Source organism: Microcoleus sp. B3-A4, assembly GCF_036705385.1.
In the GTDB taxonomy this organism is placed as follows: Bacteria; Cyanobacteriota; Cyanobacteriia; order Cyanobacteriales; family Microcoleaceae; genus Microcoleus.
Genome location: NZ_JAUBUI010000011.1, coordinates 81,822 through 99,785, shown reverse-complemented (window position 1 = coordinate 99,785; position 17,964 = coordinate 81,822). Strand labels below are relative to the sequence as shown.

The following is a 17,964-nucleotide window of genomic DNA, read 5'->3' as shown; positions in this document are numbered from 1 at the left end:
AAAGTCTTTACTACGAACAATTTTCCTAAATTTTGTAGTCACGACTTTAGTGTTATCTACATATCGGCAATCACATCCAAAAAACGCTTAACCTGTTTTTCCCAAGTCCAATCCAGCATAAAGTTAGCCGCCGCTAAACCGCGACGTTTTGATTCTTCGCGATTAGTATAAACTTGTTCCAAAGCCTCGACAACTTCTGCAACCTCAGACTCTCCCCAACCTTCTACACCGGAAAAAGGAGCAGTCGGTTTAACTCGCCCTTGACTCCATAAAGGATAGCAAATGTGGCTGTAAATTAAGTCTAAATGACCAGTATTTGCTGATAAAATGGTCGGAATTCCGCACGCCATACTTTCCATTGCGACTAAATTAGTGCCACCTTCGCAGCGGTTGGTGAAAACAGCGCAGTCGGCTTCTCGCAAAATTTGTCCCGCGAGGTGATTGGGAATTAAGCCGATGTCGATAAAAGAGTCAACTGGCAAACCGTTAGCCACTAACCATTGGGAAATTCCTAAACTTCCGTCGCCGTTGATATTGGGAAGTCCCGCAACGTTTCCGGTTTGTTCGATTCCTAACATATACTGAGGCCAGAAGTTGTGCCATGTTGTTAGTAACAAAGCCTCTGGATGTTTGGCGCGAAATCGTTTGAAAGCTGCAATTACAATATCTTGACCTTTGCGATATTCCAGTTTGCCGCCGGAGAAAATGACGAAGCGATCGCCAAATAGATTAGATTTAGGTGCAGGATGGAAAATTGTTGGGTCAATTCCTTGATGTACCATCGCCACATTAGTCAAGCCGCAGCTTCTCAAAACATCGGCATTCCAGTTGGAACCGGCGACAATCGCGCTATATTTTTTGGCTGTTTCTAGTGCTTCTGCTGTGATTCGCGTGTCTTCAAAAAATATGACTCCTATTTGACAAGCGCTGGTAATTTGATTGTCAACTCCAGAGGATGCTAAATTATTCCCCAAAGCGTAAAGTACGGGAAAATTACAACTGATTTGTTTGTCGGAATTTGCTGCTACTAATTCCTGAAAACTTTTTTGCTTTTCAATTACAGGTAATAGCAGGGATTTATGCAGCGGATTCATCGCTTCTGAGGTGATGGATGGCGGTGCTAAAAGCGCAACTTGCCAGGCTGGATTTTGCAGCAGTTGTAGTGTTAAATTCACGCCGTAAATTCCCCAACCGCTGGTGATGCTTATCGGCCAACTGATGCCGATTCCTGTAATTTGTGGGGGAGTTTCTGGGGGTTGGATTTGAGGCGGAGCATAAGAATCTGCGTTAGCAGGCTGAGGCTGGGAACGAGTCGAGATTAAGTGTTCTAAGGCTGCTTTTATACGATCGCAAACTCCATCCCAATCACCAGCTTTTTGCTGCCTAAACAACCGCGCAGTGGGATACCAAGGGCTATCTTCGCGTTCCAGCATCCAGCGCCAATCGGGAACAAAAGACAGCAAAATCCAGACTGGTTTGCCCAAAGCGCCGGCCAAGTGGGCCACAGCAGTGTCCACGCAAATTACTAAATCTAGTTGCGAAATAATTGCTGCGGTATCGGCAAAATCGACGTAATGTTCGCTCAAATCTTCAATTTGGTGTTGATTTAATAAAGTAATATCGCCCCCTGACAAATCTTTCTGAAGGCTGTAAAAACTCGCTCCCGGAACATCTAAAAATTTCAAAAAATCGCTCAATTTACACGATCGCCGATGATTGTTGCGGTGCAGCGGGCCGCCCGCCCACACAATACCTACTTTTAGTTTATTGTTCGGCTCTAGGGAAAATTTAAAATCCTGTGGCGGAGCTAAATAAGGAATATTCGCCGGTATATTTTCCAAAGTCGTTCCCAGAATTCTGGGCAAACTTAGCAGCGGGGCTTGCACTTGAAAATCTATCAAATCGCTCGGCCTGACTCCTACTCGATCTACTCCTGCAATTCCTTCAAACAAACGCTTCAGCAAGGCATGACAAGCAACAATAACTTTGCCGCCTTTTTGCTTAACTAAAGGAGCGTAGCGGATAAACTGTATCGTATCCCCAAAACCTTGTTCGGGGTGCAATAAAATTGTTTTTCCCTGCAAATCCGAGCCGTCCCAAAGTGGTTGCTCAAAAGAGCGCCGATCCAATTGTTGAGTTTGCCAGCGCGATTCGTACTCTGCAAAACCAGCATCAAAATTCCCAGTTAAAAGCAAAGCTAAGGCTAGTCTCAAGCGCCAATTTGGCGAGTTGGGACGTAGTTGAATTGCTTTATTGTAGAAGTCGATCGCCTCTGCGACTTGTCCCTGATCTTCGAGGGCAGAACCCAAATACAAGTTAGTTTCAGCCTGGTTAGAATTGATTTTTAGCGATTTTTGGTAATGAGCAATAGCCTCGGTTATTTGCCCCTTTTCCTGTTTGAGATAACCTAAATAACTGTGAGCTTCGGCGTGGCTGGGTGAGGCGGCAATTACTTGTTCGTAACGAGCGCCTGCCTCGGCTTTTTTACCTTGTTTTTCTAAGGCCTTTGCTATGTGAAATTGTACCTGTGCGGGCGATAAAGAAAATCGAGGTGAAGCTTCGGTATCTCCGTTACCAGGCACAGCTTGGGAACGAGTAGAAATTAGGTGTTTTAAGGCTGTTTTTATGCGATCGAATACTTCCTCCCAATCGCCCGGTGTTTGCTGTCGAAACAGTCGCGCCGTCGGATACCAAGGGCTGTCTTCGCATTCCAACATCCACCGCCAATCCGGCATAAAACACAGCAAAATCCATACGGGTTTACCCAAAGCACCGGCTAAGTGCGCGACAGCAGTATCCACGCAAATTACTAAATCTAGTTGCGATATCACCGCCGCCGTATCGGCAAAATCGTTCAAATTGTCGCTCAAATCTATCACGGGAATTTGAGTTAACAAACTACGATTGTCAGGCGACATTTCTTTCTGAAGACTGTAAAAACTTACACCGGAAATATCTAACAATTGCAAGAAATAGCTTAAATCGCTCGATCGCTGAAAATCCTTCAAATGTTCCGAACTTCCCGCCCACGCAATCCCAACTTTGAAATTGCGATTCCCTACGGGATAGCTGTGCTTCACGGAATTTATGGAAAATTGCCAATTCGGCGGCGCAGCTAAATAAGGAACATTTGCGGGTATATTTTCTAAATTTGTTCCCAGAATATGAGGCAAACTCATCAGAGGTGCTTGCACTTGGAAATCAGGCAATTCATCCATCCGAACAGCCACTTGTTTGATGCCAGGAATTTGTTTAAATAAACGCTTCAGTTCTTGATAGCAAGAAATGATTACTTGGCCGCCTTTTTGCTGCACAATTGCCGCGTATCGCACAAATTGAATCGCATCGCCCAAACCTTGTTCGCATCGGAGCAAAATAGTTTGTCCGTTCAAATCTGAACCGTCCCAAACTGGTCGGTCAAAATTCAACCGCGGCAATTTTTTCGCCTGTTCTGTTTGCCAGCGCCACTCGTATTCTGCTAAACCGCGCGGCAAGTCCCCAGTCAACAGCAATACTAAGCTTAAATTGAAGTGAGCCTTTACACAATTAACATCAACTTTTATTGCTTTTTTGTAACACGAAATGCCTCGATTAACGTCTCCTAATTGTTCAACAGCACTTCCTAAATTAGTAAGAGCTTCTAGATAATTAGGGTTCAAAGATATGGCTCGTTCCAAGCTAGAAATTGCCTGTTTTATTTTTCCCGCCCCCAAGCATAACGTTCCCAGGTGATAGTGTCCTGTAGGATTGTTTGGTTCTACTCCTATTGCACGCTCGTAAAGCAGTTCAGCCTCGTCTAGCTGAGATTGTGTTTCCATCGCCACACCCAAATTTACCAGCGCGGGCACGTAATTGGAATTGACAGAAAGTGCTTGATGAAAAAACGCGATCGCACTCTGCAACTCGCCCTGCTGCTGGAGTACAGCGCCGAGATTGTTGAGAGCTTTGACGTAAACCGGATTCAGGGCGATCGCCTTTTGAAAGCAAGATATAGCAGCCATTATATTGCCTTGATCTTGCAGCAAAATACCCAAGTTATTGTGGGATTGAGCGCAGTTTGGATCTATTTCGACCGCGCGCTGGTAATAGGTGGCAGCTTCGGCTAAATCGCCTGTTTGGTGCAGCGTCACTGCCAAATTAGTCGTAGCCTCTATCGAACTCGGCTGCAAAACCAAAGCATTTTTAAAATAAGCGATCGCCTCGGCCAATCTTCCTTGCGACTTGAGAAAATTTCCCTGATTAAACTGTTTGTGATATAATTCAATATTGGTTTGAGTTTCTCTTGGCGGTATAGCTGGTTTATGCTGACAAATTCTTTCTCTCAGCGCCAAAGCAGCTTCTTCTAAAACTCCTTCCCAATCTCCCGCTGTTGACTGGCGAAACAGCCACGCCGTGGGATACCAAGGACTATCTTCGCGTTGCAACATCCACCGCCAATCCGGCACAAAACAGAGCAAAATCCACACGGGTTTGCCCAAAGCACCAGCCAAGTGTGCCACACAAGTATCTACAGAAATCACTAAATCCAGAGCGGAAATTGCCGCCGCAGTATCCGCCAAGTCGTGCAAATAAGAGCTTAAATCTGTTACTGGCATTTGCTCTAACAAAGCGCGATCGTCGGCTGTCATTTCCTTTTGCAAACTGTAAAAATCTGCTCCGGGAATATCTAACAGTTTGTTCAACAAATTCAGGGGGAACGAGCGCACCTTATTGTGGGTATTTTTAGGATTTCCAGACCACACAATCCCCACTTTCAAATTAGGAGTTTGACTGAGAGTAAATTCCCAACCCGTCGGCGGAGCTAAATAAGGAACCTTCGCCGGTATGGTTTCTAAAGTTGTTCCCAGAAGGTGTGGCAAACTCATTAGCTGCGCGTGAACTTGAAAATCGGGTGCATCCTCGGGATTAACTATTAACCCATCGATTCCCGAAACTTGTGCAAACAAGCGCTGCAAGTGCGGCAAACACCAAACAATTACCCTACCGCCTTTTTGCTTGACTAAGTCTGCGTAGCGGATAAACTGAATTGCATCGCCTAAACCCTGTTCCGGGCAAAGCAAAATAGTTTTTCCCTGCAAATCTTTGCCATCCCAAAGCGGCTGAATAAAGTTGTGGGAGCGGAACTGTTTTTCTTTAACTAGGAGCCGCCATTCGTACTCGTAAAAACCGCGCTGAAAGTCTCCAGCCAGCAGCAACGCTAAACCTAAATTTAGGTGAGATTCAGGATGGCCGACATTAAATTTAACTGCTTGGCTGTAGCAGGTGACAGCATCTGCAAATTGGCCGCGATGGTGCAAAGCACTTCCCAAATTGGTGAGGGGATTGATATAACCGGGTTTGAGTTCGATCGCCCGACGGTAACAATCGATCGCCTCTGCCATTTTTCCCGCTTCCTCAAAAGCTTTGCCGAGATTGTTCAAAGCTTCAGGAAAGTCGGGTTTCAGGCTCAAAGCTTGCTGGTAGCAGCCGATCGCATCTTCAATTTTGCCCTGTTTCTGCAGGACAATTCCCAGATTGCAGCGAGCCTGTGCACTGGCTGGCAATTGCTGAATCGCTTGCTGGCAAACGGCTAGAGCCTCATCTAACTTGTCTTGCTGTTGCAGGGAACTTCCCAAAGCGATCAGAGTTTCTGCTAAATCCGGTTGCAGTGCAGTCGATCGCTCGTAGTATGCGATCGCGCGGTCAATTTTGCCCTGTCGGATCGAGGCGTATGCTAATTTGTGCAGGGCCTCCACATAATTTGGCTCGATCGCGATCGCCCGTTCGTAATTGGCGATCGCCTGTTCGTAATTTGCACCGGCTTCCTCCCCTTGTGCCTCCAAAGCAATTCCCAAATTCAAATAAGCCACCGCGCAGTTAGGATTGACTTGAATCGCTTGCTCGTAGCAGCTTATAGCCTCCGCCACATCCCCTTGCTCTTCCCGCAACAGGCCCAAATTAATCAGCGCTTCCGCGCAATTCGGGTTCAAAGAAAGCGCCCGCTCATATTGTGCGATCGCCTCTTCAGTCTCCCCTGCTTCTGCGAGCGCGCTGCCCAAATTGCTCGCAGTTTCCGCCAAATTCCCGTCGATTGCTAGCGCTTGTCGGTAGTGCGCGATCGCCTCTGTTAGCCTGCCCGCTTGCTGTTTGACCACGCCTAAATTGCTGTGCGCGGCTGCGTAATTAGGATAGATCGCGATCGCTCGCTCATAACATTCGATCGCACCGCCCAAATCGGCTTGCTGCTGCAAATCTACGCCCAACCGAAACTCTGCATCCGCCGCATCCGCCGGCACAAATGCTGCTGCAAGCGCGCCTAGAGCTTCCGCAACCCGATCGAAAACGTCCTCCCAGTCGCCCCGCTGATGCTGGCGAAACAGCCGCGCCGTCGGATACCAAGGGCTATCTTCCCGTTCCAGCAGCCACCGCCAATCCGGCGAAAACGCCAGCAAAATCCACACTGGTTTGCCCAAAGCGCCCGCCAAATGGGCGACAGCGGTATCGACACTAATGACTAAATCCAGTTTGGCGATCGCAGCCGCAGTATCGGCCAAATCGCCAAAATACGGGCTCAAATCTACGATCGACGTTTGATTCAACAGCGCGCGATCGGCCTCGGAAGCCTCTTTCTGCAAGCTGTAAAAACTTACCCCCGAAACCTCCAAAAGCGGCAGAAATTGGCTTAAACTGCACGAACGCTGCTTGTTTTTGCGGTGTTTTGGATTCCCCGCCCAGACAATGCCAACTTTCAAAGTCCGATCGGGCAGAAGCGTAAATTCCGCACCCGCAGGCGGAGATAAATAAGCAGTATTTGCCGGTATTGTTTCCAGCTTTGTACCGATAATATAGGGCAAACTCAACATCGGCGCTTGCACGTCAAATTCCGGCAGTGGCTCGCCTTTAACTATTAGCAAATCAATGCCGTCTACCGTTGCAAATAAACGGTGCAATTGCGGGTAACAGCCCACAATGACCCTACCGCCTTTATTTTTGACGATCGCAGCGTAGCGGATAAACTGAAGCGAATCACCTAAACCTTGTTCGGCGTGCAGCAAAATAGTCTTTCCCACCAAATGAGAACCGTCCCACAGCGGCCGGTATTCTCTCGCCGAAACTGTATTTTCCGGCCCCGCCAAAAAACAGGAATGACCAGTGTGAAATTCTTTGATTTGCCAGCGCCACTCGTATTCGGCGAGACCATTTTCCAAATCTCCCACCAACAGCAAAGCCAAGGATAAATTCAGGTGAGCGCTAGCGTGATTTGGATTTAAATGAATCGCTCGTCTGTAGCAGGATATCGCATCTTCTACCGCGCCTTTTTCCAGAAATGTCCTGCCTAAATTGTTGATAGCTTCCACAAAATCCGGCAGCAATTCTAGAGCTTTGTGATAATACTCCAGCGCATCTTCTAAATTGCCCTGTTCTTGCAACACTGTTGCGAGATTGTTGTAAGCTTCCCAGCTATGCGGATGAATTTCCAACGCTCGCCGATACAGTTCGATCGCCCTTACAAGTTCGCCTTTTTCTTGCCGCGCCACCGCTAAATTAATCAGGGCGGGTACGAAACTCGGTTGAGCTACAAGAGCTTGCTCGTAATGTGCGATCGCCTCTTCCACTTGACCTTGTTCCTCAAAAATCTTTGCCAGGTTATAAGCTGTTTGAGGAATATTTGGATCGATGGCTAAAGCTTCTCGGTAATGGGGGATAGCGGCTTCCAATTCGCCATTTTCTTGCTTGAGAAAACCAAAATTAATCCGCGCTTGAACGCAATTTGGCTCAATAGATATAATCTGTTCGTAAAGGGCGAGCGCCTCTTCCTTCTCACCTGTTTCCATTAACTGTTCTGCTTGCCGCAATAAGTCCTCTAAACCAGCTAAATCATCGCCAGCCGTTCCGATCGCAATCGATGTCTCAATTCCCTGCGAAGGCTTAGCTGCGGAGCCTTCTGCTAAGCCTTCGCTCGCCATCACAAATATTTGTTTACTCTCTTTAACCACGCTTGCACCTGTCATTTGGAGAGCCACATAATCGAGATCAGGCGTATTATTAGCAGTCATTGCGAGTGAAACGAAGTCAAGCCGATCTTGGGCAGAATCCTGGGAATAACTAGCAGTATTGGCGATCGCAAATAAGCTCAAAGCCGCCTGTACTTCCTCAAACAATTCTTGCCAACTTTCCGGCTGACTTTGGCGGAAAACCCTCGCAGTTGGATACCAAGGATTATCTTCACGATCCAGTAGCCAACGCCAGTCAGGAGCAAAAGAAAGCAGCACCCAAACCGGTTTTCCTAAAGCACCGGCTAAGTGCGCCACAGCCGTATCGACACTAATGACTAAATCCAGTTGAGATATAGCCGAAGCGGTATCAGCAAAGTCGTTCAAATGCGGAGTTAAATCCGGTACTAAGTGTTGGTTCAACAAAGTGCGATCGCTCTCGGACAAGTTTTTTTGTAAACTATAAAAAGCAATTCCCGGAACATCCAAAAATCGAATAAAATCGCTCAACCTGCAAGAACGCTGATTGTCTTTCCGGCGCTGCGGACTCCCCGCCCAAACAATCCCTACCTTCAATTTTGCCTCTGAAGAAAGCGCAAATTTGCACTCAGCAGGCGGATATAAATAAGGAACATTTGCCGGTATTGTTTCCAGAGTTGTCCCCACAATTCGCGGCAAACTCATCAAGGGCGCGTGAACGTCAAATTCTGGCAAACCTTCCAAACTAACTGATAAATATTCAATGCCGGCAACAGTCGCAAACAACCGCATCAGTTCGGGATAGCAAGCCACCATAACTTTAGCGCCTCGGCTGCGAAGAATCGGCGCGTAGCGAATAAACTGAATAGAATCGCCGAAGCCTTGCTCGACGTGGAGTAAAATATTTTTTCCCTGCAAATCTGAACCATCCCAAATCGGCTGTTTAAATTGCCTCGGTTGTAGTTGCGGAGTGCGCCACCGCCACTCATATTCAGCAAAACCGCGCTGAAAATCTCCGAACAATAGCAAAGTTAAGGCGAATTCCAGGTGGGCGGTGGCGTTGTCTGGCTGCAATTCCAAGGCTCGACTGTGACAAGAAAAAGCCTCTCGAAATTCTCCTAAATCGACTAAAGCGTGTCCGAGATTGTTAATAGCCTCCACGAAGTCGGGCTTTAAGTTTAATGCTTGTCTGTAGTAGGATATGGCGGCTTTTACATTACCTTGTTCGTGGTAAAATGCTCCTACATTGTTGTGAGCTTCTGGATTGTTGGGGTCTAGTTGTACCGCTTGCTGGTAGCAGTTGAAAGCTTCGTCTAAATTCCCCTGCTGTTGCAAAACTGTTCCCAAGCCCATCAGAGAATATGTCAAGTTGGGATTGATTTTTAAAGCGTGCCGGTAACAGGCGATTGCCTCGTTTAATTGATTTTTTTGTTTATATAAATGTCCTAAATTGTGCGCTGTTTGCTGCAGGTTGGGGTCGAGTTGCAGCGCGGTTTGGTAATATAAAATTGCCGAGTCTATTTCGCATAATTGCTGTTTTGCCCAGCCCAAGTTATTGTAGGCGAGTGCGGAATTGGGCTGGATTTTGATGACTTGTTCGTAACTGCCGATCGCCCTTTGATACTCGCCTACATCCAGTAAAAGATTAGCCTTATTTAAATGTGCTTCTACAAAATCGCGGTTTTGGGCGATCGCCTGTTCGTAAAAGTCGATCGCTTCGGCAATTTTTCCCTGCTGTCTCGCCGCTATTCCCAACAAACACAGCACGTTTGCTGATTCCGGCTGCACTTCTATTATTTGTCGGTACAAATTCTCAGCTTCTAACAAACGGCCCGCTTGGTGATGTTCCCAAGCTAATTTCAAAGAGTCTTCGGCACCCAGTTTGCAGGCAGATTTCCGAATTTTTTTTGGAGAAGCCATAGTTGTCTTTGTTGTTTGGGAGTTCGCTAACTGGTAATTGCCAAATTGTTCTAATTTGTTAACTCTTCCTTCCTTCTTCCTTCTTCCCCCTTCCTTCTTCCCCCTTCCTTCTTCCTTCTTCCGACTTCCATCGGACTGACATCCGTTACATCCGTTACAGAATCCGTTGCCGAACTTCCTTCTTCCCCTTCTACCCCAACAAACAAGCTGCGGGAAAAATCAGATATTCTAAGAAAAACAACTTCCAGATAAACTGATAAAATGCAGCAATTTCTATTTTATCGTCCAAATCAACTTTGACGCTCCAAAACCACATCAAACCCAAAGCCACCAAATGAGAAACTGCCAGAAACACTAAATTAACATTAGACAATACGATCGCTCCCGCCAAAGTCGCGCCCAAATAACAAACCGTCAACACCCAACGAGATAAATTAAAGACGGCCGGCTTGCCCAGCTCAATCGTAAACGTAGTAATATTATATTCCTTGTCCCCTTCCATGTCAGGGATATCTTTAAAAATGGCGATCGCAAACGTAAACACCACGACAAAAATCGTCAGCACCCAAACTTCGGCAGGAATCCGAAAAGACACACTCTCCAAACTCCAGCCAGAAAAAGCGCTTTTAGCCGTTCCCAAACCCAACACCCAATTAAAGTGCAAAAATAACCCTAAATTTACGATAGCACCCCGCACCGTAAAAATGCACAGCGCAGCCCAAAAAGGAAACCGTTTCAGCCGAATTGGCGGCAGAGAATAAGCAGTCCCGATCGCCAAACTAACGCCAACGGTAGCCAGCAAAAACGGACCTTGTAAAACAGCAGTCAAAATTGCTATAATTCCCGTTGCAATTACAATTAATTCCCCGGTTTTCCGAGAAAACACTCCCGAGGCGATCGGCAAATACGGCTTATTTATTTTATCAATTTCAACATCTTCTAACTGGTTCAATCCCACAATATAAATATTGCCGCAAATGCAAGCCAACCAGGCAAAAGCTAGGGGCAAAAATATAGGATTCACAAACAGCTTCGTGCTTTGGGCGATCGCATACAAAGCCAATACACTCAAGCTAGTGCCCACAATTGTGTGCGGTCGAGAAAACTCCCAAAATGCCCTTACCCAGCTTTGCTGAGCCGAGCCATTTTTATCAATCCAAGACTTGTCAATCGAATCGTTGCCCATAGAACTCACACCCGCACCACACAAATAATATTTTCTAAGGTGTGCATTGCACACCTTACTCATCAACTCCACACTCAAAACTTCTCTGATATATGCCTGCTATTTTACAGCACAAATCATCCCAAAACGAATCAGCCCGCTCTGATATCCACGGCTCATCAATCCGAGAGCAAGTGCTGCTTGAATAGTCGTCCAACCGCTCGTGAGCAAACCCCAAATCGCGCTCGGAGTCAAAGCAGAATCGATCACCACATCCCAAAAAGGAGCAACAGCTTTTGACCAATCAGCGGTGCGAATACTTGTCAAAGGCAAACTGCGGACAATTTCCTCGTATTCCGGCAAAGAAATTACATAAGGCAAAGCATAAACCCGGTAAATTTCTGCCAACTCCTTTCTCTCTTCATCAGTTAATTCTCCCGCAGTTTCTCCCAGCGGGCGGTGACACCAAGTTGCCAAAATCAAAGTTCCTCCCGGCTTGAGTACGCGACAGCATTCCTGCAAAAACTTAATTTTGTCTGGCATATGTTCGCCACTTTCGAGCGACCAAACCAAGTCAAATGACTCGTCAGGGAAAGGCATATTCAAAGCATCGGCCACCAAAAAATTCACATTGCTTTCTAGCCCAGCAATTTTAGCGCGTTCGGTCGCTCTGTTGGCCTGTACCGGACTCAGAGTAATCCCGGTTGCTGTAACGCTAGCGCCCGTTTTGTTTAGTTCCGGCGATCTGCTAAAATCACGATCGCTCCCGCCATCTAACTTTAAATTATTTTGAGCGATCGAACTAAACTTTTCGGTCAAATACAGCGTGCTGCCGCCGATCCCGCAACCGACATCGAGAATGCGGTAAGATTCACCCAGTGCCTTCTCTGACGGTACTCCAGCCCATGCCAGCAGTTCTTCTATCAAATCAATCTGAGCCTGTCGGCGCTCTTTTTTCAAATTGCCATCCGGGCCGTAGTAACCGTGGTGCATATGTTCGCCCCACACCTGCTCCCACAAACCGCTAGAAGCGTCGTAAAGTTGCTGAATTTGCTGGTAAAGTGTTGATGTCATCGCCGGATTGCAAGTTATTAAAGGAATTCTACCGTTATTTTCCCGCTGTTGTCATAGAATTTGGCGATTGAGTTCGATCGGTCTTCGGCATTCGCCAGACAGAGATATCCTTATTTGAAGCCCGAGGATCGATTGGTGGGCTCCCTCTCAAACCTCAAATCTCAAATCGATTTGTGGGTTCCCTCTCAAACCTCAAATCTCAAATCGATTTGTGGGTTCCCTCTCAAATCTAAAATCTAAAATCTAAAATCTAAAATCGAATGACTGTCTCGCGAACCATTGCTTTGGGCTTTCTCGCTGTCATCCTCGCAGGTGCTCTATTACTGATGATGCCCTTTTCCACAATAGATGGAACTTGGAGCGATCCAATAACAGCACTGTTTACCTCTACTTCCTCAGTCTGCGTCACGGGCTTGTCGGTTGTGGATGTCGGAAAATATTACTCTTTTTGGGGGCAACTGTGCCTAGTTTTACTGGTGCAAATAGGAGGCTTGGGCTACATGACAGCCACGACTTTCTTGCTGCTGTTATTGGGTCGCCGCTTTGGCTTGAAAGACAAAGTTGCCCTGCAACAATCTCTCGACAAATCCGGGCTAGCAGGCGTAGTACAACTCGTGCAGTCAATTCTAGCAACAACGCTTTTGTTTGAATTAACAGGAGTGTTTTTGCTGATGACGGTTTTCGTCCCCCAATACGGATTTAAACAGGGTGTATGGTCTGCTATATTTCACAGCGTTAATTCCTTTAACAACGCCGGTTTTAGCATCTACTCAGACAATTTGATCGGCTACATCAGTTCGCCTATGGTTAACTTCACAGTCAGCGGTTTAATCATATTTGGGGGAATCGGCTATCAAGTAATTATGGAAATGTACCTGTGGCTGCGCGATCGCTTCAACAAAAGCCCTATCTGCACAGTTTTTTCCCTGAACTTCAAAGTTGTTACCACTACAACGGCTGTCCTTTTAATTTTAGGAACGCTAGCCTTTTTGGTGCTCGAATACGACAACCCTGACACTTTCGGCTCTCTAACTTTTCCTCAAAAGCTGATGGCAGCTTGGTTTCAATCTGTTACTCCCCGCACGGCAGGGTTCAATACAATTAGCATTGGCCAAATGACCGAAGCCTCGTTATTTCTGACTATCGCGCTGATGTTTATCGGCGCCAGTCCTGGCAGCACCGGCGGCGGAATCAAAACCACAACTTTTAGGATATTGTTTTGCTGTACCACAGCAGTTATCGAAGGCCAGGAAGATGTGGAGTGCTATCAGCGTCAAATCCCGCCACCAATGATTCTGAAAACCATTAGCGTAGTCTTCGGTTCCCTGTTGGTCGCGTTCACATCTGCAATTTTAATCGAGCTGACCAATCCGCAAGTAGAATTTATCGCAGCGCTGTATGAAGCAGTTTCAGCTTTTGGCACGGTCGGTCTTTCCACTGGGATTACACCCACGCTTTCACCGATCGGCAAGTTGATTTTGATTGCTACAATGTACATAGGTCGGGTTGGGGTGCTGCTGCTGATAAGTGCTGGATTCGGCGACCCAAAACCCAGGTCTTTTAAGTATGCTGAGGAAAGTTTGTTAGTGGGATAAAAAAATCCTGCCTCGTTGCTGATAATCTAAACAATGGGTGACAACCCAACTCAACTTTTACTACTTACCCAAAAATCAAAAGGAGGCGGCGCTGTCTTTGCTAAAATTTCAACAGCAAGACGCTCAGCGCTGGATATTCAGTGAACCTGTCATCTTTAAATTTTTTTCGGACTTTGCGCGCCGAAAACAAGCAGTTTGCAGTTATTGGTTTGGGACGCTTCGGCAAAGCTGTGTGTTCGACTCTGCACGGATTGGGTTACGAAGTCTTGGGAGTTGACACCGATGAAAAAAAAGTAACTCAAGCTTTGACCGAGCGCATTGCTGCTCACGTTGTGCAGTTAGATTCTACAGAGCCTAGCGCTCTTGCGGAAGCGGGTATATTTGAATTTGAAACAGTGATTGTTGCGATCGGCAATTACCTAGCAGAAAGCATTACCACCACCCTAAACCTTAAGGAAGGCGGGGTAAGTCACGTAATAGCCAAAGCTTCTTCGGAAACTCACTTAAAACTGTTGAAAAAAGTCGGTGCAGATCATGTAGTTTTTCCAGAACGAGAAATGGGCTGCTCTGTGGCCCGGCTTCTTACAAAACCCAGCATTTTAGAACGCTTTGACCTCGACCCCGATCACAGCATCGTTGAGTTGCTCATTCCTGAAAAGTTTGACGGTAAAACCGTCTCCGAATTGGAGCTCCGGCGCAAGTATGGTTTGAACTTGCTAGCAGTCGGGCGCGCCGACAAGTTCGAGATTAATCCGGAGCCAAGCGAACGCTTGAGAAAGGGCGACGCGATGGTAGTAATTGGTTCTAATAAAGATATCAATCGCTTGCCAATTTAACAGCTCGCCATTTTACGCACATATAGCAACAGTCGTGGACTCAGAAACCCGGTTTCTTGTGTTCCGAGTGTCTAAGTCCTAAGCAATTCTTCTTGCGGGATGTGTGAAAATTTCAGACCCTCACAAACCCGGTTTATCTTAGATAAACCGGGTTTCTCTGTCGATATTTATGTTCTAATTTTTAACTGAAATATGTAAATTGAATTTCACCAGTTCTGGGGTTGGTTCCGTCTTCGCGACCCCCTCAAAGAACCTAGCCAGACAAATCGCGAAAAATTTTAACAAAAAAGTAGCAACACCCGATCGCGCTCCCGCAAATCATAGGAGCGCTAGCCCTGAAAATTCAGCCGAGGTTCAAGATTTTTTGCACGTAAGCTTTGCCGAAGACCACCACCGCCAAGACTAGAGCGAGTTCAACAGGCCAAGGACACACCGCCAGCAACCAAATTAACGAACACACTCCAATAATTGCAGCTATGGGAGCCGGAATTCCGTCTAGCGTTCTATTGTCAGTCCCGGCAGTCACCCACCCAGCAATCAAGCAGACCGTCAACGGAATCAAGCAACTTGTGATCATGATTTTTACCCCATCAATTTTTTTTACATATGGCATCCGAGCATATTGTTACAATACATCAAAAATTTGGAAATGCCCCATGAATTGCGATAAAATTTAAGATTACATACTTAATAAGTAGGTAGGCAGAATTAAAATCAGCTATGTAAATGTATGTCAACAGGGCTGACTTAGCCACGCTTAGGGCATTTGGATACTTTACAATCGTTTACATAATTGCGCTTTACAGGGCCTACCTACTTACGCTGGAATCATAATAGTTGGTAATTGTTAGCTTCGGCTATCTCCGAAGGCAGAATTAGGTTGGCATCAGGCAGAATTTAGGGATTTTTCTTTCTACAGAAGTGCTTTTGCTTTCTACCTTGAGATGAATTGCGATGCGCCCATCTCTCCAAGTTATACTCAGAATTGCAGTCAGCTACTGTAGAGCGTAAATCAATGCTGGGCAAATTTTTTCGCAAGCCAGAATTAGAAAACAGCGATCGCGTCCCCCCGGGTCAATACCTCGCCAACGGCTTTCCTGTGCTGACCTACGGCGATACACCCTCCGTCAGTATTGAGAGTTGGGAATTTAAAGTCTGGGGATTAGCAAAACCAAAAACCTTCACTTGGTCGGACTTCCAGGCGATGCCCCAAAGTAACTTTACGGCGGATTTTCACTGCGTCACCCGGTGGTCAAAACTCGACGTGCAGTGGACGGGAGTCAAAGTCACAGATTTTATAAACTATATAGAAGTCGATCCGAAAGCTCTGCACGTCCTGGAACACTGCTACGGCGGCTACACTACTAATATTGCGATCGCCGACTTCCTCCGAGAAGAAAACTTTTTCGCCCACACCGTCTTCGGCGAACCTCTATCCGCAGACCACGGCGGCCCAATGCGGCTCGTAGTTCCCCACTTGTACGCTTGGAAAAGCGCTAAATGGATTAACGGCCTGGAGTTTACAGAAACCGAAGAACTCGGTTTTTGGGAACGCAACGGCTACCATCGGCGGGGCGAACCTTGGGCCGAGGAACGCTACAGCGGTCTGTTTTGATGCGGTAGATCGGGAGCAAGGACTGGGCCACAGCTTCTCTATACAATCTTTGTTGAGGGGCAATCCGCTCTTTTACCGCTTCAGTCTGTGGAAATTGCATCTCCTCGATCGCCTCTTTAGGATATCTCACGCCACGGGCTCTATTTAATTCAACCAAAATACGTAGACCCAACGATCGCATTTTGTAGGTAATTTACCCGATAGATAAACTACTTTAACTCCCTATACAAGTCCCAAAAAACAAATATTCCCAGTTTCGGGTTAATAGGAAACTCCTTTAACTATCAGTACACACGAATATTACCGTATTTATACTTAAGTGTTTGCGGTTGAGGATTTAGACTTGATAATATAATAAAAAATTAGCATAAGCCCGATCCAAATCAGTTTGGGTTAGTCGCGCTCCCATGCGCGCGAATGCAAGGTTTCAAGCCACAATTTTTATAATTATTTGGTATGTATTTTTAGCGATCGATCGCCCGCGGGCAGAGGCGAGCGACACCATTTGTGAAGGTTGTGTAAAGGCTTGATAAAGAATATGTCAAACTTTACCTAAAGTGCCTCAAATACAAAAAAGTATCGCATAATGAAATTATTAAGACTCTCGCACAAAAGGAACAGGTTATGAATACCAAACTCTTATCCGCCTTAACAGCTACCGCAGCCGCCACAGCTCTGTTTGGTGCCGGAGCTCCAGCTCAAGCCGCCTCCTTTGGTGCCAACGGCATCCAATTCGACCAAGATACAACCGTCAAGTTTAACTTCAAACAAACTCACGGTATGTACCAATCCTCTTTGGGGATCTACAGTGTGGAGAACTCGGCAGCCACTCTAGTTCAGGCCCTGTTTTCGGAAACTAAATCCTCAGACAACGGCGCGGAAAACGAATGGAAAGGAACTCTGGGCAATACTGTCGTGGGTTCTGGCTCGGTAGTATTCACATTCCTGGCCAATCAAATTTATACTTTGGGACTCAACAGCGGCTGGGGTGGCAGTGTCTACTCGACCTCAAGCTTGAACAGCGGCAGCCAGCAAGCGGTGTTTGGCGGGCAAGAGCAACTGTGGAACACGCTCGACAAAGAAACAACTTCCACATTCCAAGCAGCCGGACAATTCACAAACGGATTGGAGTCTCTGTTTAACGGAGGCACGCTAATTGGCTTCGACGATCGCGGTAACCGCAACGACTCAGACTTCCAAGACTTCACAGTGACTGCAGAAGCAGTTCCAGAACCGATGACAATGACTGGTTTGGCTCTCGGTTTGGGTGGCTTGGTTGCAGCGCGCCGCCGCCGCGCTAGCAAGACTACTTCCTGATATTTTTCAACCGGAACAATCTCCCCAATTACGTTTGACAAAATAAAATTCAATTAGGAGGCGCGCTAATGAGAAATAGGCTCGCCTTTTGCTTGATTGGAAAAGTCAGAAGGGAGAAGTCAGAGGGAAGTTCTGCCACGCAGCAGTCTACGGGATTTAACGGATTTAACGGATGGATGTTGAGGGGAGAAGTCAAGCGTGAAGAAGCCCGAGGGGAGAAAGAGGATTTTTCCCACTCTCCGACTCTCCGACTCTCGCCCTCTCCCACTCTTCCCCTCTCCCAACTCAAAATTAAAAACTCACTCACTGTCAACTGTTCGATCGTACAAAGTCAGCGGTACGATTTGAATAATTTTAATGTCCGCCGGGACGCACGCTACTTTAAGTGCCACCACAGCCCTGGTTTTTGTCGGCCGCACCTGTGCTTGTTCCCGCCGCGTCCCATAGCGGAGAATCAGATGCAAAAAACCATCGTTAAGGCCTGAAATAT

10 protein-coding genes are annotated in these 17,964 nt (G+C 46.7%); 5 read left to right on the top strand and 5 right to left on the bottom strand.

Annotation, left to right across the window (positions count from 1 at the left end):
* Positions 1–56: 56 nt before the first annotated feature.
* Genes QUB33_RS08000 through QUB33_RS07985 form a run of 4 tightly spaced genes read right to left on the bottom strand, consistent with a single transcriptional unit; the run spans position 57 to position 12,111 of the window.
* On the bottom strand, positions 57–9,872 hold the full coding sequence (locus QUB33_RS08000; protein WP_333349229.1) for a tetratricopeptide repeat protein: 9,816 nt from the start codon (positions 9,870–9,872) through the stop codon (positions 57–59).
* A gap of 50 nt (positions 9,873–9,922) precedes the next feature.
* Positions 9,923–10,078, bottom strand: coding sequence for a hypothetical protein (locus QUB33_RS07995; protein ID WP_333349227.1), 156 nt, complete (start codon positions 10,076–10,078; stop codon positions 9,923–9,925).
* The gene (locus QUB33_RS07990) at positions 10,063–11,121 is read right to left on the bottom strand and encodes a homogentisate phytyltransferase (RefSeq protein ID WP_333349225.1); all 1,059 of its coding nucleotides are present in this window, start codon (positions 11,119–11,121) and stop codon (positions 10,063–10,065) included. Before QUB33_RS07990 ends, QUB33_RS07995 begins: the two co-directional genes overlap by 16 nt.
* A 36-nt stretch (positions 11,122–11,157) precedes the next feature.
* On the bottom strand, positions 11,158–12,111 hold the full coding sequence (locus QUB33_RS07985; protein WP_333349223.1) for a methyltransferase domain-containing protein: 954 nt from the start codon (positions 12,109–12,111) through the stop codon (positions 11,158–11,160).
* A 260-nt stretch (positions 12,112–12,371) separates the two neighbouring features.
* On the opposite strand from QUB33_RS07985, the gene QUB33_RS07980 reads away from it, so the two are divergent.
* Together QUB33_RS07980 and QUB33_RS07975 are read left to right on the top strand one after the other, a co-directional pair.
* Positions 12,372–13,706 (top strand): TrkH family potassium uptake protein, encoded by a 1,335-nt coding sequence (locus QUB33_RS07980; RefSeq protein ID WP_333349222.1) that lies wholly within the window; start codon positions 12,372–12,374, stop codon positions 13,704–13,706.
* A gap of 140 nt (positions 13,707–13,846) precedes the next feature.
* Positions 13,847–14,542: a TrkA family potassium uptake protein gene (locus tag QUB33_RS07975; RefSeq protein WP_333349220.1), complete on the top strand. Its 696-nt coding sequence runs from the start codon at positions 13,847–13,849 to the stop codon at positions 14,540–14,542.
* A 343-nt stretch (positions 14,543–14,885) separates the two neighbouring features.
* Here QUB33_RS07975 and QUB33_RS07970 read toward each other — a convergent pair whose 3' ends face one another.
* Positions 14,886–15,119 carry a hypothetical protein gene (locus QUB33_RS07970; protein WP_333349218.1) on the bottom strand — a complete coding sequence of 78 codons (234 nt, stop codon included), beginning with the start codon at positions 15,117–15,119 and terminating at the stop codon, positions 14,886–14,888.
* A 438-nt stretch (positions 15,120–15,557) separates the two neighbouring features.
* On the opposite strand from QUB33_RS07970, the gene QUB33_RS07965 reads away from it, so the two are divergent.
* From QUB33_RS07965 to QUB33_RS07955, 3 genes are all read left to right on the top strand, one after another.
* Positions 15,558–16,157, top strand: coding sequence for a sulfite oxidase-like oxidoreductase (locus tag QUB33_RS07965; protein WP_333349216.1), 600 nt, complete (start codon positions 15,558–15,560; stop codon positions 16,155–16,157).
* Between the two features lie 624 nt (positions 16,158–16,781).
* The gene (locus tag QUB33_RS07960) at positions 16,782–17,474 is read left to right on the top strand and encodes a PEP-CTERM sorting domain-containing protein (protein WP_333349214.1); all 693 of its coding nucleotides are present in this window, start codon (positions 16,782–16,784) and stop codon (positions 17,472–17,474) included.
* Between the two features lie 68 nt (positions 17,475–17,542).
* On the top strand, positions 17,543–17,959 hold the full coding sequence (locus QUB33_RS07955) for a hypothetical protein (RefSeq protein WP_333349211.1): 417 nt from the start codon (positions 17,543–17,545) through the stop codon (positions 17,957–17,959).
* Positions 17,960–17,964: the final 5 nt, after the last annotated feature.